This window comes from Microvirga flavescens, assembly GCF_003290125.1.
GTDB lineage: Bacteria > Pseudomonadota > Alphaproteobacteria > Rhizobiales > Beijerinckiaceae > Microvirga > Microvirga flavescens.
Window position 1 is genome coordinate 65,917 of record NZ_QMKH01000009.1, and the last position, 20,190, is coordinate 86,106.

The 20,190-nt window shown below is 62.3% G+C and carries 15 protein-coding genes; 6 read left to right on the plus strand and 9 right to left on the minus strand.

Annotation, left to right across the window (positions count from 1 at the left end):
- Positions 1-169: 169 nt before the first annotated feature.
- On the plus strand, positions 170-709 hold the full coding sequence (locus DQW91_RS15375; RefSeq protein ID WP_157961468.1) for a Spy/CpxP family protein refolding chaperone: 540 nt from the start codon (positions 170-172) through the stop codon (positions 707-709).
- 111 nt (positions 710-820) lie between these two features.
- On the opposite strand, the gene rpsD is transcribed toward DQW91_RS15375, so the two are convergent.
- From rpsD to DQW91_RS15410, 7 genes are all read right to left on the minus strand, one after another.
- Positions 821-1,438 (minus strand): 30S ribosomal protein S4, encoded by a 618-nt coding sequence (gene rpsD, locus DQW91_RS15380; protein WP_112664528.1) that lies wholly within the window; start codon positions 1,436-1,438, stop codon positions 821-823.
- Positions 1,439-1,624: 186 nt separating this feature from the next.
- Positions 1,625-4,753, minus strand: a complete 3,129-nt coding sequence (locus tag DQW91_RS15385) for a multidrug efflux RND transporter permease subunit (RefSeq protein ID WP_112664529.1) — start codon at positions 4,751-4,753, stop codon at positions 1,625-1,627.
- Positions 4,754-4,758: 5 nt separating this feature from the next.
- Complete coding sequence (locus DQW91_RS15390) at positions 4,759-5,949, minus strand: efflux RND transporter periplasmic adaptor subunit (protein WP_112664530.1); 1,191 nt, start codon at positions 5,947-5,949, stop codon at positions 4,759-4,761.
- Positions 5,950-6,078: 129 nt separating this feature from the next.
- Complete coding sequence (gene murI / locus DQW91_RS15395; RefSeq protein WP_112664531.1) at positions 6,079-6,951, minus strand: glutamate racemase; 873 nt, start codon at positions 6,949-6,951, stop codon at positions 6,079-6,081.
- Positions 6,952-6,966: 15 nt separating this feature from the next.
- Positions 6,967-8,115, minus strand: a complete 1,149-nt coding sequence (locus DQW91_RS15400) for a dienelactone hydrolase family protein (RefSeq protein WP_112664532.1) — start codon at positions 8,113-8,115, stop codon at positions 6,967-6,969.
- Between the two features lie 61 nt (positions 8,116-8,176).
- Positions 8,177-8,929, minus strand: coding sequence for an RNA methyltransferase (locus DQW91_RS15405; RefSeq protein ID WP_112664533.1), 753 nt, complete (start codon positions 8,927-8,929; stop codon positions 8,177-8,179).
- 150 nt (positions 8,930-9,079) lie between these two features.
- Entirely contained in the window at positions 9,080-9,370 is a 291-nt protein-coding gene (locus DQW91_RS15410; protein ID WP_112664534.1) for a hypothetical protein, read from the minus strand.
- Between the two features lie 218 nt (positions 9,371-9,588).
- Between DQW91_RS15410 and DQW91_RS15415 the strand changes: the two genes are divergently transcribed.
- The 4 genes from DQW91_RS15415 (at position 9,589) to DQW91_RS15430 (ending at position 13,017) form a co-directional block, all read left to right on the plus strand.
- On the plus strand, positions 9,589-10,188 hold the full coding sequence (locus DQW91_RS15415; RefSeq protein ID WP_112664535.1) for a class I SAM-dependent methyltransferase: 600 nt from the start codon (positions 9,589-9,591) through the stop codon (positions 10,186-10,188).
- 158 nt (positions 10,189-10,346) lie between these two features.
- A complete protein-coding gene (locus DQW91_RS15420; protein ID WP_112664536.1) occupies positions 10,347-11,561 on the plus strand; it encodes an NADP-dependent isocitrate dehydrogenase in 1,215 nt (404 codons plus the stop codon).
- Between the two features lie 89 nt (positions 11,562-11,650).
- A complete protein-coding gene (locus DQW91_RS15425) occupies positions 11,651-12,499 on the plus strand; it encodes a hypothetical protein (RefSeq protein WP_112664537.1) in 849 nt (282 codons plus the stop codon).
- A gap of 53 nt (positions 12,500-12,552) precedes the next feature.
- Positions 12,553-13,017, plus strand: coding sequence for a GFA family protein (locus DQW91_RS15430; protein ID WP_112664538.1), 465 nt, complete (start codon positions 12,553-12,555; stop codon positions 13,015-13,017).
- Positions 13,018-13,069: 52 nt separating this feature from the next.
- Here DQW91_RS15430 and alaS read toward each other — a convergent pair whose 3' ends face one another.
- Together alaS and recA are read right to left on the minus strand one after the other, a co-directional pair.
- Positions 13,070-15,724 carry an alanine--tRNA ligase gene (gene alaS, locus DQW91_RS15435; RefSeq protein WP_112664539.1) on the minus strand — a complete coding sequence of 885 codons (2,655 nt, stop codon included), beginning with the start codon at positions 15,722-15,724 and terminating at the stop codon, positions 13,070-13,072.
- Between the two features lie 344 nt (positions 15,725-16,068).
- Entirely contained in the window at positions 16,069-17,163 is a 1,095-nt protein-coding gene (gene recA / locus DQW91_RS15440) for a recombinase RecA (RefSeq protein ID WP_112664540.1), read from the minus strand.
- Positions 17,164-17,424: 261 nt separating this feature from the next.
- On the opposite strand from recA, the gene DQW91_RS17250 reads away from it, so the two are divergent.
- Positions 17,425-20,190: cadherin domain-containing protein (locus tag DQW91_RS17250; protein ID WP_198411885.1), on the plus strand; the 2,766-nt coding region annotated here is incomplete at its 3' end.

Here is a 20,190-nt window from a genome sequence, read left to right on the forward strand (position 1 = left end):
CTTTGAAGCACGCTCAGCCTCCAGTTTCATTTGCCGCATGATCCAGACGAACAACCGGTGTCCACTTGTTCTGATCATGCTCTTAATGACGAAAAGTTCATGTGGCCGTCACTTGCTGGATAGCGGCCACGGTCCAACTTTCCTCCGCAACCATGGAGGAGACAAAGAGATGAACCCACTCGCAATCCTGACCGCCGCCTCCGCTATCGCCCTCGCAGGCGCGGCGGCCTATGCCCAACCCGCAGCTCAACCTCAGCAAGGCCAGCAGCAACGCCGCCCGGCGATGACCGCTGCCGACATGACGGCCCTGACAGATGCCAAAATCGCCGGCATTCAGGCGGGCCTCAAACTCACCCCCGAGCAGCAGAAACTCTGGCCGCCTGTCGAGCAGGCTTTACGTGCGCAAGCGGCACAGCATGCCAAGTTCGCAGAAGAGTTCCGGAGCCGGAATCAGTCGGAGCGTCCCGACATGATGACCATCATGGAGCGCGCCTCCGACCGCACCTCGCAGGCTGCGGAAACGCTGAAGAACCTCACGACGGCCATGAAGCCGTTCTGGGCCTCCCTCGATGAAAACCAGAAGAAGCTTCTCCCGGTTCTCATGCGCCCCATGGCCGCCGGCCGGATCATGCGCATGCGTGAACACGAGAGAATGATGGAGCACCACGGCCGAGGCCGCGGCGGCAAGGCTCCGCAGACGCAACAGTAACAAGCAACAGCACGGGACGGGTTAGCGCCCGAGCCATTGATCCCATGAGGATGAAAACAAAAAGGCCGCCCGGATGGGCGGCCTTCTCGTATTGATTTCGCTGTTCGCGGATTAGCGCGAATAGAACTCGATCACGAGGTTCGGTTCCATCTGAACCGCATAGGGAACCTCGGAGAGGGTCGGGATGCGGGTCATCTTGGCGGTCATCTTGGAGTGATCGACCTCGATGTAGTCCGGAACGTCGCGCTCGGCGAGCTGGCTCGCCACAACGACGACTTCAAGCTGCTTCGACTTGTCCTTGACCTCGATCACGTCGCCGGCCTTGACCTGATAGCTCGGAATGTTCACGCGGCGGCCGTTGACCTTCACGTGACCGTGATTGACGAACTGTCGAGCGGCGAACGGGGTCGCAACGAACTTCGCGCGGTAGACGACCGCGTCGAGACGGCGCTCGAGCAGGCCGACGAGGTTTTCGCCCGAGTCGCCCTTGAGGCGGATCGCTTCCGCGTAGTAGCGGCGGAACTGCTTCTCGGTGATGTTGGCGTAGTAGCCCTTGAGCTTCTGCTTGGCGCGCAGCTGCGTGCCGAAGTCGGACATCTTGCCCTTGCGGCGCTGGCCGTGCTGGCCGGGGCCGTATTCGCGGCGGTTGACGGGGCTCTTCGGGCGACCCCAGATATTTTGGCCCATGCGGCGGTCAAGCTTGTGCTTGGCCTGAATGCGCTTCGACATCGCTGTTCCTCTTTGTTGTCGAATTTGCGAGGAACGCGCCCTCCTCTTCCCCTCTCGGGGACGACAGGCCGACTGAAAGCCGGGCCACGGGTGCGTAAATAGCCAACGCGGCCCCAGGGGACCGCGCGGATGGAGGGGCCTTAAGGGAAAAAGGCGGGGGAGTCAATGAACCGGCCCGCCGGAGGATCACTCGGCCGGCTGGGAAGCCTTCTGCGCAGGCCTTTCCCCGCGCCACCGGGCCCGCGCCGCCAGGGACAGGCGGTCGAGGTAGATATAGATCACCGGCGTCGTGAACAACGTCAGGGCCTGGCTGACGAGAAGGCCGCCGACCATCGCATAACCCAGGGGCTGGCGGATTTCCGAGCCGGTGCCGTGGCCGAGCATGAGGGGCACACCGCCCAGGAGCGCCGCCATCGTCGTCATCATGATGGGCCGGAACCGGAGCAGCGCCGCCTTGCGGATGGCCTCTTCGCTGGAGAGCCCCCCGTCCCGTTCGGCGGTGATGGCGAAATCCACCATCATGATGCCGTTCTTCTTCACGATGCCGATCAGGAGGATGAGGCCGATGAAGGCGATCAGGCTGAAGTCGATCCCGAACAGCATCAATGTCGCGAGCGCCCCCAGCCCCGCCGAGGGCAGCGTCGAGAGGATCGTGAGGGGATGGACGTAGCTCTCGTAGAGGATACCGAGGATGAGGTAGACGACGACGAGGGCGGCAACGATGAGCAGGGGCACGGTTGAGAGCGAGGCCTGGAAAGCCTGCGCATTGCCCTGGAACGTGCCAACCAGCGCAGCGGGTATGGCAAGCTCGCGTTCCGCCCGCTGGATCGCCTCCGTCGCCTGGCTGAGCGCGACGCCCGGCGCGAGATTGAAGCTGATCGTCACCGCCGGGAACTGGCCCTGATGGTTGATGGAGAGCGGTGCGATTTTGCGCGTCGTCCATTTCGCGAAAGTCGAGAGCGGAACCTGCTCGCCCGAGATCGGCGATTTCAGGTAGATCTGATTGAGCGTCTCCGTTTCGCCCTGCAGATCAGGCAGGATTTCCATGACGACGTTGTAGCTGTTCAACTGCGTGAAATACTGCGTGATCTGGCGCTGACCGAACGCATCGTAGAGTGTGTCGTCGATCATCTGGGGCGTGAAGCCGAAGCGCGAGGCCTGATCGCGATTGATCGTGAGCGACAGGGTCGTACCGCTGATCTGCTGATCGGTCGCGACATCCTGCAATTCGGGCAGCGTCTTCAGCTTGTCCAGGACCTTCGGCGCCCATTCGTTGAGCTCGTCGAGATTGGCGTCCTGAAGCGTGTACTGGAATTGCGTGCGCGCCTGACGCCCGCCGACATTGATGTCCTGCGCGGCCTGCAGGAAAAGGCGGATGCCCTCCACCTTCTCGAGTTGCGGCCTCAACCGCGCAATGATCTCGCTCGCCGTGGCCTCGCGCTGAGATCGCGGCTTCAGGCTGATATACATGCGCCCCGTATTGAGGGTTGATGCACCGCCCCCGCCGACCGCCATCGCCAACGTGTCGACATCCGGATCGCGGATAACGATCTCTCCCAGCATCTGCTGCCTTCGCATCATGTCTTTGAACGAAATGTCCTGCGCGGCTTCGGACGTGCCCTGTATCAATCCCGTGTCCTGTTGCGGGAAGAAGCCTTTGGGGATGACGATGAAGAGATAGACCGTCGCCGCAAGCGTTGCGAAGAACACGAGTAGCGTCGTGAACTGGTGCCGCAGGACGCCATCCAGCGCGCGCTCGTAAGCATGCTCCAGACCGATGAAAAATCTTTCCATCCCGTGCGAGAGCCTGCTCTGCTTCCGGTTTCCGGATTCCGGCTTGAGGAGCCGCGACGCCATCATCGGCGTCAGCGTCAGGGAGACGACGGCCGAGACCGCAACGGCCATCGACAAGACCATCGAGAATTCACGGAACAGCCGCCCGATGATGCCGCCCATGAGCAGCAGCGGCAGAAAGACAGCGACCAGCGATATGCTGATGGACAGGATCGTGAACCCGATCTCGCCCGCGCCTTTGTAGGCGGCCTCCATCGGCTGTTCGCCCTGCTCCACATGCCGCACGATATTCTCGAGCATGACGATGGCGTCGTCGACCACGAAACCGACGGAAATTGTCAGCGCCATCAGCGAGAGATTGTCGAGGCTGTAGCCGGCAAGGTGCATGAGACCGAACGTCCCGAGCAGAGCCAGCGGCACAGTCACGCTCGGGATCACCGTCGCCCAGAGTTTGCGTAAAAAGAGAAAGATCACGAGCACCACGAGAAGGATCGTAATCATCAGCGTGAATTGCACATCCGCCACCGAAGCGCGGATCGTCTGCGTCCTGTCGCTGAGAATGCCGACATTGATGGCTGGAGGAAGGGCCGCCTGCAGGCGCGGCAACTGCGCCTTGATGCGGTTCACCGTGTCGATGACATTGGCGCCCGGTTGTTTGTAGACGATCAGGAACACGCCGCGCTTGCCGTTGCTCCAGGCCGCGAGCTTGGCGTTCTCAGGCCCGGCGACGGCCCGCCCGATATCGCGGACGCGCACCGGCGCGCCTTCCTGATAGGAGACGATGACGTCGTTCCACTCCTCCGCCCGTGTCAGCTGATCGTTGGCATAGATGGTGAAGCTGCGGTCCTTGCCGTCGACGGAGCCTTTCGGACTGTCCACTGTCGAGATGGCGAGCTTGGCTCTCACATCCTCCAGCGAGAGGTTCTTGTTGACGAGTTTCGCCGGATCGATCTGCACGCGGATCGCGGGCTTCTGCTCGCCGCCGATAGTGACCTGCGCCACGCCGGAAATCTGGCTCACCTGTTGTGCGAGCTTGGTGTCGGCGTTGTCATCCACCTCCGTCAGCGGCAGGCTGTCCGAGGTCACCGAGATGATCAGAATGGGCGTGTCCGCCGGGTTGACCTTTCGATAGGTCGGCGGATTGGGCAGGTTTTTCGGAAGCTGCCCTCCGGCGGCGGTGATGGCCGCCTGAACATCCTGCGCGGCTGCATCGATGTTCCGGTCGAGATCGAACTGAACCGTGATCGAAGTCGCGCCGAGCGCGCTCGAAGAGGACATCTGGGTCACACCCGGAATCTGGCCGAGCTGCCGCTCCAGCGGCTGCGCGACCGAGGACGCCATCGTCTCCGGGCTCGCGCCCGGCAGGGCCGCCGAGACCTGGATCGTCGGGAAATCGACCTGCGGAAGCGGCGCGACGGGCAGAAGCGGATAGGCGACGACACCGGCAAAGAGAACGCCCACCATCAACAGCGTCGTCGCGATCGGGTAGCGGATGAAAGGCGCCGAAATTCCACCGTTCATGGCACTTAGCGCTCCTGCGTCGCCATTTGCCGCGCCCCACCATCCGCAACCTCGACCTTCGCCCCCGGCCGGAGGCGGGAATGACCGGCGGTCACGACCAGTTCTCCCGGTTTCAGCCCCTCCTCGATGACGGCGCTGTTCTCGGTGATCGGGCCGACCTGAACCTGCCGCATCTCAACCGTGTTGTCCGGTTTGACGACATAGACGTAAAGTCCGTTCGGGCCACGCTGAACCGCCGTGCCCGGCACCGTCGCAACACCCTTCAAGGTCTGTACGAGAAGCCGCGTGCTCACGGAAAGGCCCGGCCACAGGGCGTGGTTGTGATTGTCGAAGGCGGCTTTCATGCGGATAGTGCCGGTCGCCGTGTCCACCTGATTGTTCAGAAGCCTCACCTCGCCCTCGCCCAGAACCTGCTTGCCGTCCGAGCTCAGCGCGGTCACTTTCAGCGGCGCCTCCTTTTGCGCGCGATTGACCGAGGGCAACTGATCTTCGGGGACCGTGAACACCACCGAAATGGGTTCGATCTGTGTGATCTGAACGATCCCGCTTGTGTCGGCGGCGTGTACGATGTTGCCCTGATCGACCAACCTGAATCCCGTAAGGCCTGCGACGGGCGAGCGGATTGTGGTGTAGCTGAGCTGCGTCTGCGCATTGTCGATGGCGGCCTGGTCGGCCTTGATCTGCGCCATCAGCGCATTGACGGTCGCCTGCTGCTGATCGAATTGCTGCTTCGACGCAAAGGAGCGCTCGGAAAGCTGGCGTGTGCGCTCCAGATCCGCATTAGCACTCACCAATGTCGCCTCGTCCTGCGCCTTCTTGGCGACAGCCTGATCGAGCGCCGCCTGATAGGGGCGCGGATCGATCTGAACCAGAAGATCACCTTCATTGACTGTCTGCCCTTCCGTGAAGGCGATGTGCTGGATCTCGCCATCGACGCGGGAGCGGATCGTCACGGTGTTGAAGGCCTGCACGGAGCCGAGCCCCGTCAGATAAATTGGAACGTCGCTCATCTTCACGGGCGCGGCCTGCACGGGCACTGCCTGCGGCGTCTGCTGAGACAAGGCGGCCCGCGCACGATCATCGCGTGACTGCAAACCGCGCCAGCCGAAATATCCGCCCACGATCAAGGCAAGCGCGATCAGCGCACCGAGAACACCGCGCGCCGACAGGGATTTCTTCGGCACCGCCTGAGCCATGGGAACTCACCGCACACGCTCTTCGCCCAGACTAAGCAATGAGAGGGAAAGAGGGTTCACCTTCACACGAAGTTGTGTGGGCCGGCGGGCGGAATTCAAGGTGCAGGAAAGCCGCGCGAAAAGCGGCCGCTAGGCCCTCGTGAGCGGCAGCGGCTCCACGACCGCGATCGGCAGACCCTTGTCGCGCAGGGCGGCGCGTAGCGAAGGATTCAAATCCCGTCCTTCGGTGAAGACGACGACAGCCTCGTCGTCGCCGGCCTCGTGCCCCGGCACCGGCGTGCCGATGAGTTGCACGACGCGCCGCGCGATGGCGGGAGCGGGATCGATCCAGGTCACCGGCCAGGGCGCGAGAGCCTTGAAGCGCGGCAGAAGCAGCGGGTAATGGGTGCATGCAAGCGCCACGACGTCGGTGCGTCCATTGCCGTCATCCACGAAGCAGGGCGAAAGCTCGGCGAGGATTTCGGCATCGGAAACGGGCGTGCCTGAAAGCTCCGCTTCCGCGAAGCCCGCAAGGAGGCGCGAGCCGACAAGGGTCACGTCGCAGCCCGCCGCATAGGTCTCGATGAGATCGCGCGTGTAATCCCGCGCCACGGTACCGGGCGTTCCAAGAACCGTCACCCGCCCCGAGCGGCTCGCCTGAGCGGCGGGCTTGATGGCGGGAACGGTGCCGACGAAGGGAATGGAAAACCGCGCCCGCAAGTGCGGCAGCACGAGGGTCGAGGCCGTGTTGCAGGCGACGACGACAAGATCGGGCCGGTGCACCGCGATCAGCCGTTCCATGACATGGACGACGCGGGCGGCAAGCTCCTCCTCGCCCCAGCGGCCATAAGGAAAGCCGGCATCGTCGGCGGCATAGACGTAACGCGCATCCGGCCGCGCCTTGAGCACTTCGGCGAAGACGGTGAGACCGCCAAGGCCGGAATCGAAGACGAGGATGGTCGGCACGGGCGTCGGCATGGTGGCTGGGTTATAAACCCTTCCCGCCAGAAGATCGACGTGCATCTCGCCCTCCCCTGCTCAGTTGAGCCGCCGGCGCGGCCCCTTGGCAGGCTGGTCCTCGGCGGAGGCTGGATCCTTCGGCACTTCGGCGGAAAGACGGCGCACGGGCCAGCCGTCGGTCCATGTCCCCATGTCGGTCAGGCGGGCGTCCTTGCGCAGGGCCGCCGCGTCCTTGCCCGTGAAGGCGGCTTCGGCGGCAAGGTCGAAGGTCTTCCAGAAAGCGAGATAGTCGAGGGTATCGGTGGCGTTGTTGCCGATCTGGACGGTGAGCAGGGTCTGCTCGCCCGTGAGCGACATATCGGCGCTCCATTTCCACGGGCTCTTCTGCTTCGGGTCCTTCGGCGGATCGGGAGGCAGCTTGATGTCGGCAGCGTCGTAGCCGGGCTTGGGCGAGCCGGGGGAAACCAGCGTCGCGGTCAGGGCCGGATATCCGTGATCGTCCGACCCTACCCGCATGAACAGCTTGCGGCTCGCGGGGATCTGCACGGTTTCCTTCAAGATGCGTTTCGCCGTGCGGTCGGCAGGCAGATAGTCCCGATCCCCACTCATGGTGATGAGGAGCGTCGAGGCGTCGATGGCGGCAAGATCGTCGAGCGGAATGCCGCGCGACTTCTCACCGGAGGCGATGCCACCCGGCATGAGCGCAAGAATGAGCTTGGGCTGCGGCAGCCCCTCCTGCCCCGCTCCCGTGGCGAGGTTGAGGGCGACGGGCACACCCGCCAGATGCCCGATATAGGCCACGCGGTCGAGATCGGGCCGCGCGTTCGCGTCCTGCGCCAGGCTCTCGAGCGTATTTGCGAGAATGCTCGCCGCGAGCTTCGTGGCGTCGGCGGGCTTCGTCCGGTTCACTTCCTGGAAGCGCGGGAAGATCACGAGATTGCCCTTGCGCGCCAGATGCTCGATCCACCCGCCATAGAGCCCCGGATTGGTCCCGCCCCAGGAATGCAGGATGACGACGACAGGGCGCGGCTCCGTGGGGGGTGTATTCGCGTGGAACACGTAAGCGCCCGCGCTCGCCGTGCCGATGCCTCGCTTGGTGACACCCTCGCCCACATAATCCGTGCCGCCGGGGCCCTGCTCGGGCTGTTTCGGCGATGTCGCGGCCTGAGACCAGGAGGCGGCGAAGCAGGATCCCAAAACGAGAAGGGTCATCAGCGAGCGGCGCATGGAAATACTCAATGAACATCGAGCGCACAAAAGCGCCCAGGTGCAGCAAAGCAGAATTTCTTTAAGGCTTTCTCAACCGGCGACCCTCTGCAAGGGCGCGAATCGCCCCTCTGAGGGTGCGCACGTCCTGCTCGGTCATCTCCAGGCGATGGAAGATGTCGCGCATGTTGCGGGTCATGCTCGGCTTCTTGTCGGGCGGATAGAAGTTCACAGCCTCCAGTTCCTCCTCGAGATAATCGAAGAAGGAGAGAACCTGCTCCCGCAGCGCGGGCGGCGAGCGGCGTTCCCCGCCGAAGGGTAAGCCCTCGCCGACGACCTGCTTGTTCCACTCGTATGAAATCAGCAACACCGCCTGCGCAAGGTTCAGGGAAGAGAACTTCGCGTCCACCGGAAAGGTGACGATGGCATCGGCCAATGCGACCTCATCGTTCTCCAGCCCCGTGCGCTCGCGCCCAAAGAGAACGCCGACGCCCTGCCCTTCGACGATCCGCCGGTGCGCTTCCTGCATGGCAGGCTCCGGCCCGAAGACCCGCTTCATCTGCCCTCGCTCGCGGGCGGTGGTGGCAAAGACGAAATTGAGATCCGCGATGGCTTCACTGGCCGTGTCGTAGAGCTTCGCGTTCTCCAGAATATGGGTCGCGCCCGACGCCGCCGAATGCGCGCCCTTCTTCGGCCAGCCGTTGCGCGGGGCGACGAGGCGCATTTCGGCCAGCCCGAAATTCGCCATCGCCCGCGCCGCCATGCCGATGTTCTCGGCCATCTGCGGCTCGACGAGGATGATGACGGGGCGAATGGGGGCGTTCTGAACGGCCATGATACGGGATCGGGCGGAAGGATGAGCGAATGTTACCCCATACCCCCGAAAACGGCATCGTGACTAGGGTCCGCACCTTGCGGCGCAGATAAGAAAAAGCCTCCTCGAGGAGTCCCCGAGGAGGCTTTTCGAAATCGATACTAAAGGCGCTTACCAGCAGCCCCAGCCACTGCAATAGTAGTGCGGGCGAGCCGCCGCAGCGCCAATGGCCGCGCCGCCGAGAACGCCGACCGCCGTGCCGACGGCGACCTGGTTCGCTGCCTGCTGCGACTGGGCGACGTTGTTGCGGTAGTTGGCGTTGGTGCAGCGGGTGTAAGCTGCCGTGCCGGGCTTCAGACCCGATTCAAGGCAAACCGACTGGGCATTGGACATCGATTGCTCGGACGTCTGGCAACCCGCGAGAGCGAGCGCGGCAGCGCCGATGATAAAAGCAAGACGCATTGTTTTCCCCCAAAGTGCGACAGGTAAAATTTACCTAGCGGCATGAAATGCTCAATACGAACGGAATTTCAATACAGAATTTCTTCAGGGGCGGTGCGAAAGCGCACGCCAAGGCAAATTTGGACGAAAATCCTGTACCAACCCACTTTTGCCTGAGGCCTTTGACAACTTTATTACACCTGAATTCGCTGGAGGTCCCCGCGATGACTTGCAATGGCATGGCTGATCGCGACTCGAGAACGCTGAATTTCTACGCTGCGGAAGCCGAGGCTTACACGTCGCGAGAGCGCCCGGCCGAATTGGCCGTTCTCGAAAGGTTTCTGGCGCTCGTGCCGGCTGGAGGGGCCATCCTGGAACTCGGATGCGGCGGCGGGCAGGACAGCGAGACGATGATCGCGGCAGGTTACGACGTCACCCCGACCGACGGATCACCGGAGATTGCGCTGCAAGCGGAAAAGCGGCTGGGGCGGCCTGTCGCCGTGTTGCGCTTCGAGGACTTGAACGAGGATGCGCGATACGACGGCGTCTTTGCCCATGCCTGCCTGCTTCACGTACCCCGCGCAGGCCTTCCCGGCATCATCGCGTGTATCCACAAGGCTTTGAAACCCGGCGGAATTTTCTTCGCGAGCTTCAAAGCGGGCACGCGGGAGGGCCACGACGCGTTCGGGCGGTATTTCAACTACCCAAGCGAGGACTGGCTGCGCAGCACCTACGGCGCGTTCGAATGGCAAGCCTTCAACATCGAGGCGAAGGTCGGCGGGGGCTATGACGGAAAACCGACGGACTGGCTCCATGTCACGGCGGTGAAGGGCCAATAGAAGCTCTCAAGCCCTTGGCAGATTGCTGGTCAGGGCATCCCCTTTTGCCGGGGTGAAATCGTGCGCCCCGCTTCCCCCCAAGCTCAAGCCGCGCTATAGCCCCCGCAACGGTTTCCCCGTCCGGGGAGCTTCATTCCCATCCAGAGCAAGGTGAGATCATGGCGAAGATCAAGGTTGCCAATCCGGTCGTCGAACTCGACGGCGACGAGATGACCCGCATTATTTGGCACTTCATCAAGGACAAGTTGATCCACCCCTATCTCGACATCGACCTCAAGTACTACGACCTGAGCGTCGAAAACCGTGACGCCACCAGCGACAAGGTCACCGTCGATGCGGCTGAGGCCATCAAGAAGTATGGCGTCGGCGTCAAGTGCGCCACCATCACGCCGGACGAGGCCCGCGTGAAGGAGTTCAACCTCAAGGAAATGTGGAAGTCGCCGAACGGCACGATCCGCAACATCCTCGGCGGCGTGATCTTCCGCGAGCCGATCATCTGCAAGAACGTTCCGCGCCTCGTTCCGGGCTGGACGCAGCCGATCATCGTCGGCCGTCACGCCTTCGGCGACCAGTACAAGGCGACCGACTTCAAGGTGCCCGGCAAGGGCCGCCTGACCATCAAGTTCGAAGGCGATGACGGCACGGTCATCGAGAAGGAAGTCTTCAAGTTCCCGGACGCCGGCGTCGCGATGGCGATGTACAACCTCGACGAGTCGATCCGCGAATTCGCCCGCGCCTCGATGAACTACGGCCTGAACCGCAAGTATCCGGTCTACCTCTCCACGAAGAACACGATCCTCAAGGCCTATGACGGCCGCTTCAAGGACATCTTCGAGGAAGTCTACCAGAACGAGTTCAAGGCGAAGTTCGACGCCGCCGGCATCACCTACGAGCACCGCCTCATCGACGACATGGTGGCCTCGGCCCTCAAGTGGTCGGGCGGCTATGTGTGGGCCTGTAAGAACTACGACGGCGACGTGCAGTCCGACACCGTGGCCCAGGGCTTCGGCTCGCTCGGCCTCATGACCTCCGTGCTGATGACGCCGGACGGCAAGACGGTGGAAGCGGAGGCCGCCCACGGCACCGTGACCCGCCACTACCGCGAGCACCAGAAGGGCAAGGAGACCTCGACCAACTCCATCGCCTCGATCTTCGCCTGGACCCGTGGCCTCGCCCACCGCGCGAAGCTCGACAACAACGCCGAGCTCGCCAAGTTCGCCGCGACCCTCGAGAAGGTCTGCGTGGACACGGTGGAAGCCGGCTACATGACCAAGGACCTCGCCCTCCTCGTCGGCGCGGAACAGAAGTGGCTCTCCACCACCGGCTTCCTCGACAAGATCGACGAGAACCTCAAAAAGGCGATGGCTGCTTAAAGAAGCGCCCTCTCACACGAATTGAAAATGGCCGGGCTTGTCCCGGCCATTTTTGTTATAGAATAACGGGAAACTCGAAGGAGCCCGCGATGAAGAGCATCTCCGTTTTGAAGCGTCTATCCTGCGCTTTCCTGGCAGCGGCCTTGCTAGCTGCAACAGGCGTCCAGGCACAGACGCCGCAGGCCATCCGCCTGCGTGAGATCAAGGATCTCGACAAGCTCGATCCCAACTGGATCATGGGGATGTGCAATCTGCCCGGCCTCGAATGCAACAAGGTCGAGGAACCGAAGCTCTATGAGCGCAAGACGGAAACGGGGACCGAGTACTACGCCGTGATGGCGAACAGGACGGTTTCCCGTCTCGTAATGAAAGCCCCCGGCCAGTGGCAGCTTTTGAACCGCTGGAGCTTCGAGAAATATCCTCTGCCGGCGACTGAGGACGGCTCCGAGGCGAGGATGGTCGACATCCACCCTGCCCTTTATCCCACAGGCTCCGGCCTTTGGGCCGTCGCCGTTCTCAACCGCATCACGGAAGGCTATTCAGGCGGCGGCGCCGAATTCGTCATCGCCGATTTCGTGACGCTCGATCCCGACATGACGGAGATCGGCGAGAATCAGCGCAGATACAACAACGTGCCGTTCAGCTGCTCCAAGACGGTGCGCGCCTGCTTCACGGAGAAAGAGCAGAAGACCTCGCCGCATTGCCAGGACGAGACCAGCGGCTATCTCACGCTGAAATTCGAGATCAATCCGGCAAGCCACTTCCACGACTGGACCGCCACCTGGAACGAGACCTCCTGGCCCGCGGGCGTCGCGAAGTCGGCGCAAAAGAAGAGCCAGCAGACGGCTCGCCTCGAACCGATCAAGCACGATGTCGGCACTCGGGGCTTCATGCCGAAGACATTCTCATTCTGCGAAGGCGGGCCTGCGGATTTCTAATCGCGCTGGCGCCCCTAGATAGCTGACCAGAGTTCTCAACCTCCAAGGTGGCTATGTCAGATCAACGCAAACCCATCATGACCGGCGGCTGCCAATGCGGCGCGGTGCGCTATGCGCTGATGTCGGAACCGACCCATGCGAGCATCTGCCATTGCCGCATGTGCCAGAAGGCTTTCGGCAATTACTTCGCGCCGCTGACGGGGGTGCCGAGAGAAGATCTCGTCTGGACCAAAGGCCAGCCCGGCATCTTCCGGAGTTCGGAAGCCGTGGAGCGCGGCTTCTGCCGAGATTGCGGCACGCCGCTGACCTATTCCTATCTGGAGAACGACCGCATCAGCGTCTCCATCGGCAGCCTCGACGAGCCGGAGCGCGTCACGCCGGAGATTCAATACGGCCTCGAAAGCAAAATCCCCGTCTTCGATAGACTGCACACCCTGCCGGGTGAAAGAACGGAAGATTATGCGACGCCGGAGGAACTGGCGAGAATGGCCTCACGCCAGCACCCCGATCACGATTGAAATTGCGCGCATCACTTACGAAAAGGCGGGAGCAATGTCCCGCCTTTTTGCTTTATGCCGATGCCATCGCCGCTTCGATGGCGGCGAGCGCGGCTTCCGCCTGCGCGCCATCCGGTCCACCCGCCTGGGCCATGTCACGGCGTCCACCGCCGCCCTTGCCGCCGAGCTTTTCCGAGCCGACGCGCACGAGCGACACGGCATCGAACTTCGCGGTCAGATCCTCGGTGACGGCGACCACGATGCCGGCCTTACCGTCCTCGGCAACGCCGACGATGGCGACGACGCCGGAGCCGAGGCGCTTCTTGCCCTCGTCGGCCAGGCTCTTGAGGTCCTTCATCTCGACACCGGAGACCGCGCGCGCCATCAGCTTGACGCTGCCGACCTCGCGCACCGCTTCACCTTCGCCCGCGCCGCCTCCGCCGCCCATGGCGAGCTTGCGGCGCGCGTCGGACAGGTCGCGTTCGAGCTTGCGGCGCTCTTCGAGAAGCGCGGCGAGACGGTCCGACGCCTCGTCGGCGGGGGTCTTCAGCAGGTTCGCGATCTCGCGCAGCTTGCGGCTCTCGCCCGCCAGGTGGTGGCGCGCGGCATCACCCGTCATCGCCTCGAGACGGCGCACGCCGGACGCCACCGCGCCCTCAGACACGATGGTGATGACGCCGATATCGCCCGTGCGGCTCACATGAGTGCCGCCGCAGAGTTCGACCGAGAAGGCCTTGTTGCCATCCGCCTTGCCCATCGAGACGACGCGCACTTCATCGCCATACTTCTCGCCGAACAGCGCACGCGCACCGGACTCGATGGCCTCTTCCACGCCCATGAGCTTGGTTACGACCGGCTCGTTCTGGAGAAGAGCGCGGTTCGCGATGTCCTCGACGCGCTGGACCTCCTCATCACTGACGGGCTTGGGATGACTGAAATCGAAACGCAGGCGATCGGGCGAGACGAGCGAACCCTTCTGCGCCACGTGATCGCCCAGCACCTGCCGCAGTGCCTCATGGAGAAGGTGCGTTGCCGAGTGGTTCGCGCGAACGGCGGAGCGGCGCTCGTGATCGACGTTGAGCTCCAGCGACTGGTTGGGCTTCAGCGTGCCGTGCTCGACCGTCACGTGATGAACGAAAAGGTCGCCAAGCTTCTTCTCGGTCGCGGTCACGCGCGCGCGCGCGCCCTCGCCTTTCATGATGCCGGTATCGCCGACCTGGCCACCGGATTCGCCATAGAACGGCGTCTGGTTGAGCACTACGAGCCCCGTCTCACCGGCCTTGATCTCGGAGACTTCCTTGCCGTCCTTCAACAGGGCGAGCACCACGCCTTCCGCATTCTCGGTGTCGTAGCCGAGGAAGTCCGTCGCGCCGACGCGCTCTTTCAGGCCGAACCAGACCGCTTCCGTCGCCGCTTCACCCGAACCCGACCACGCGGCGCGCGCCATCTCGCGCTGGCGCTGCATGGCGGCGTTGAAGGTCTCCGTATCGACGCCGATGCCGCGCGACTTCAGCGCGTCCTGCGTCAGATCGAGCGGGAAGCCGTAAGTGTCATAGAGCGTGAAGGCGACATCGCCGGAAAGGTTCTGACCCTTCACCAGCGTGCGGCTCTCCTCGTCGAGGATGGACAGGCCGCGCTCGAGGGTCTTGCGGAAGCGCGTCTCTTCGAGCTTCAGCGTCTCGGTGATGAGCGCCTCGGCGCGGATCAGCTCCGGATAGGCCTGCCCCATCTCGCGCACCAGCACGGGCACGAGGCGGTGCATCAGCGGCTCCTTCGCGCCCAGCAGTTCCGCATGACGCATGGCACGGCGCATGATGCGGCGAAGCACGTAACCGCGCCCTTCGTTCGACGGCAGCACGCCATCGGCAACAAGGAAGCACGAAGTGCGCAAGTGATCCGCGATCACCCGGTGCGAGGCCTTGCGCTCGCCCTCCGGCGCGACGCCGGTGGCATGCGCCACGGCTTCGATGAGGGCGCGGAACAGGTCTGTATCATAGTTCGAATACACGCCCTGGAGGATCGCCGAGATACGCTCAAGGCCCATGCCGGTATCGATGGAGGGCTTCGGGAGCGCGATGCGATTACCGGGCTCGATCTGCTCGTACTGCATGAACACGAGGTTCCAGAACTCAAGGAACCGGTCGCCATCCTCATCCGGAGAACCGGGCGGGCCGCCCCAGAGCTTGTCGCCCTGGTCGATGAAGATTTCCGAGCACGGGCCGCAAGGGCCGGTATCGCCCATCTGCCAGAAATTGTCCGAGGTCGGGATGCGGATGATCTTGGAGTCCGAGAACCCGGCGATCTTCTTCCACAAGCTCACCGCCTCTTCGTCATCGTGGTAGACCGTGACGAGCAGGCGCTCCTTCGTGAGGTCAAACTCCTTGGTGATCAGGTTCCAGGCGAGCTCGATGGCGTGTTCCTTGAAGTAGTCGCCGAACGAGAAGTTGCCCAGCATCTCGAAGAAGGTGTGGTGGCGGGCGGTGTAGCCCACATTGTCGAGATCGTTGTGCTTGCCGCCGGCGCGGACGCATTTCTGAGCGGTGGTGGCGCGCGTATAGGGGCGCTTCTCGACACCGGTGAAGACGTTCTTGAACTGCACCATGCCGGCGTTCGTGAACATCAGCGTTGGATCGTTGCGCGGCACAAGAGGGCTGGAAGACACAGCCTCGTGGCCGTTCTTGGCGAAGTAATCAAGAAAGGTCGACCGGATTTCGTTGACGCCGCTCATGGGTTCTCAAACTCGGATGCAGGGGGCCTGGAGGACCCGAAACTTATGTTGGGGGCCGGTTTTAGCCGCAGCAGCTCCCTCTGTCGAGGCGGCGTGGCGTCTAATCAGCCGAAGGTGCCCTTAGACTTTGATAGGCGGCAAAAACGGCGCGGCTCACCTGCCATAAGCGGGCCTGTCACACTTATGGCCTCGATGATCGAGCCACGCCGGAATGGTCTCACATCAAAAAGGCCGCCGCGATCTCTCGCGACAGCCTTTGTTTGCCCTTGAAGGAGAGCAAGTTTAACTGACAACACGACCCGACGCGGACGATCGGTTGCTTCGTCCGCATCGGTGGGCCCGCCTTAGTCGGCGGAACCCTCATCGAGATCGTCAGCCGTCGGGGTCGCCTCGTCGAGGATTCGGTCGGCGAGAACACCGGAATTCTGGCGGATCAGGGCCTCGATCTTGTCGGCCACGTCCGGGTTGTCCCTGAGGAACTGCTTGGCGTTCTCACGACCCTGGCCGAGGCGCTGGCTGTCGTAGGAGAACCATGCGCCGGATTTCTCGACAATGCCGGCCTTGACGCCGAGATCGATGAGCTCGCCCGTCTTCGAGACGCCTTCGCCGAACATGATGTCGAATTCGACCTGCTTGAAGGGCGGCGCGACCTTGTTCTTGACGACCTTGACGCGGACCGAGTTGCCGATAGCGTCGTCCCGGTCCTTCAGCGTCGAGACGCGGCGGATGTCGAGGCGCACCGAGGCATAGAACTTCAGCGCGTTGCCGCCCGTGGTCGTCTCGGGGCTGCCGTACATGACGCCGATCTTCATGCGGATCTGGTTGATGAAAATCACCATCGTGTTCGACCGAGAGATCGAACCCGTGAGCTTGCGCAGGGCCTGGCTCATGAGGCGGGCCTGAAGGCCGGGCTGCACGTCGCCCATTTCGCCGTCGAGCTCCGCCTTCGGAGTCAGCGCGGCGACAGAGTCGATGACGAGAACGTCGATGGCGCCGGAGCGCACGAGGGTATCGGCGATTTCGAGCGCCTGTTCGCCGGTATCGGGCTGGGAGATCAGGAGATCGTCCAGGTTCACGCCGAGCTTGCGGGCATAGATCGGATCGAGGGCGTGCTCCGCATCCACGAAGGCACAGACGCCGCCCTTCTTCTGAGCCTCGGCCACCGTGTGGAGGGCAAGCGTCGTCTTGCCCGAGGATTCCGGCCCGTAGATCTCGATGACGCGCCCGCGCGGCAGGCCGCCGACGCCAAGCGCGATGTCGAGGCCAAGGGAGCCAGTCGAAACCGTTTCGATTTCGAGGGGCTTCTGGCTCTTGCCGAGCCGCATGATCGAGCCCTTGCCAAAGCTGCGCTCGATCTGTGAGAGCGCGGCATCGAGAGCTTTCGACTTGTCTTTATCCATTGATGAGCTTTCCACCAGTCGCAGAGAGGACTGAGACATGACTGAGCTTCCTTATGGCACGGGCTGCACTTGAGTCTCAACGAGTGTTGATGACCCATCCGTACACTTTTTGTTCCCGCTCGCAAGTTCTTTTTTTGTTCTTTTGAAAGATTATTCACAGGGCGACTTCCGGCTCGAGAAAATCCACATGTGAAGCGCCTTTGAAGGACAATGTAATGAAATATTATATAGTTATTTTTTCTCGCCCATTATAGGCACTGTTGGGACAGCAATCTTAACGCATCCCGTTTGGAGGAATTTATGAGCCCCCGCGTCATTGAAGTCGGAACTCAGACTCGCGCCACTTTGAACACGGCGCGCTCACATAACCATCCGACCGTCGAAATGCTCAAGGATGGCGGTTGGGTCGTAACCTGGCAGACTCTCTACGAGGATGGCGACCTGTGGGGCATCTACCAACAGCGCTACGATGTCCTCGGCAATGCCGTGGGCCCGGAGATCCGGATCAACACGACGACAACAGGTTCGCAAAGCAATCCGGCTGCGACAGGCCTCCATGACGGCACCTGGGTTGTCACCTGGTCCGGCAACGGCCCTGGCGATACCGTGGGTATTTTCCAGCAGCGCTATTCGAATACCGGCAAGGTCGGCGGTGAAACGCTCGTGAATACGACAACCGCAGGGTCTCAGTCTCTTCCGGATACGGTGGCACTCGCCGATGGAGGGTGGATCGTCACCTGGACAGGGGGCGCAGGCAGCGCCGGAACCTACGATATCTTCCAGCAGCGCTACAGTGCAAACGGCGACAAGGTCGGCGGCGAAACCGTTGTCAACACGACGACGACCAACGAACAAACAAACCCGGAAATAACCGCTTTCGACGATGGCGGCTGGCTTGTCACATGGTTGTCGAAGAGAGCTGACGACTACTACGACCTGTACCAGCAGCGCTATAATGTCGATGGCTCGACCGTGGGGACAGAGACCAAAGTCAGCGGGACGTCGGGTCGAGCCGGAGAGGCCGTTGTCACAACTCTCGATGATGGAGGTTGGGTTGTGGCATGGAGAGCGCCAGATGGTTATTTCTCCGGAATTTTCCAACGCCGCTACACGGCTGATGGTGTGCCCGTCGGTGAGGAAACCCGCGTTAATACCGATGTATTCGGCGACGAGTCTAATCCCAGTGTCACCGCACTCCCTGGCGGTGGCTGGATTATGACATGGTTGGATGGCTTCGGCACCAAGATCGGCTATCAAGTCTATGCTGCCGATGGTACGCCTATCGGCGGCAATGTGAGCATCGTGGCGCCTAGCGGGTCTTTTGCCTCTCCAGTCGTTCAATCCTTGAAGGACGGCTCTTGGATCCTCGCTTGGGCCCACACAAACGGCGCCAATGTCAGCATCGAGCAGCAGCGTTTCCGCCTCAACAACGATCCCACGGGCGTGCAGATCAACTCCGGCGATAGCATTTCGATTTCGGAGGCTCTGTCTCCTGGAGAAGAGATAGGCACTCTTTCTGCTCTCGATCTCGACAAAGACAGCCCGGTAGAGGGCTTCACTTATGAAATCGTCGATGACGCGGGCAATCCGATCGACCATGCCCTGTTCGAGATCGCCGGAGGCAAGCTCAAGCTCAAGGCGACAGCTCACCTCGATTACGAGGATGCCGCGCTGCGGAGCCAGACCGTCCATATCAAGGTAACCGATAGCGGCGGCGCTGTCGTGCGCGACACCATCACCGTCAATCTCACCGATGCGAACGAGGCCGATCCCACCAACATCCACCTCAACGGCCAGACACACATCGTCATCAACGAAAGCCTGACAGTGGGCGAGGCCGTCGGCACGCTTTCCGCAACCGATGCCGACACACAGCAGACGATCAGCTATGCCTTCGTCGATGAAGATGGCAACGTGATCGAGAACACCTTCTTCGAGATCGTTGACAATCAGATCAAGCTCAAGGCGGGCCTCGACTACGAGACTGCGGCTCATCGCACCCATGTGCTGAAGATCAAGGCCACAGATTCCGGCTCCCCTGCCCGCTCCAGCGTGCAGGAGATCACCATCGATCTCACCGACGTCAACGAGGCCGATCCGGTCGACATCAAAGTGGGTGGCGCCGTCGCCCTCACCTTTGCCGAGAATGGCGAACCCGGGCTTGATTTGGGCGAGATTACCGCCACCGATGCCGATACCAGCCAGACCATCACAGGTTACGTTCTGCTCAACAGTGACGGATCGGCAGTGGATGCGGGCTTCCCGCTCGAGATCGTGACCGGCAGGACCGCCGGCACATTCCATCTCAAGCTGAAGGCCGGCGCCAGCTTCGATCACGAAGCCTACCCAGGCGGCGTTTTCACCTTCAAGATCCAGGCCATGGATTCAGGCACGCCCGTGCGCTACGGCGTACAGGAGATCACCATCGCCATCGCCGATGTCGAAGAGGCTCCGAGCAACCTTCACATCCTTGGCGGCACGATCAGCGAGTTGGCCGCAACGGGCGACGAGGTCGGCGTGTTCTCCGCGACCACCGATCCCGGCGATTTCCTCACCTATCGCCTGGTGGAGGATCGGTCCGGAGCCTTCGCGATCGAGAACAACAGGCTCGTCGTGAAGAACGGCCTCCGGCTCGACTACGAGCGGGCAACCACCCACCAGATCAAGGTCGAGGCCAAGGATCTGGCAGGGCACACCGTCGAGCAGGTTTTCACGATCAATGTCAGCGACGTCGCGACCGAGATCACCTCCGGCTCGGAGGAAGCCGACACCATCTTCGGCGGCAAGAACAACGATCAGCTCGGCGGCGGCGCAGGAAACGACTGGCTCGCCGGGCGGGACGGCAACGACCAGCTCAATGGCGGCGACGGCGACGACACGCTTTCGGGCGGCTATGGCAATGACGTCCTGACGGGCGGCAAGGGCAAGGACATCTTCGTCTTCGACGGCAAGCTGGGCACGGCCAAGACGGACCGCAAGGTCAACTTCGACACGATCAAGGACTACAGCGTCAAGGACGACTCGATCTGGCTCGACAACGCGCTCTTCAGCAAGAACAAGACGCTC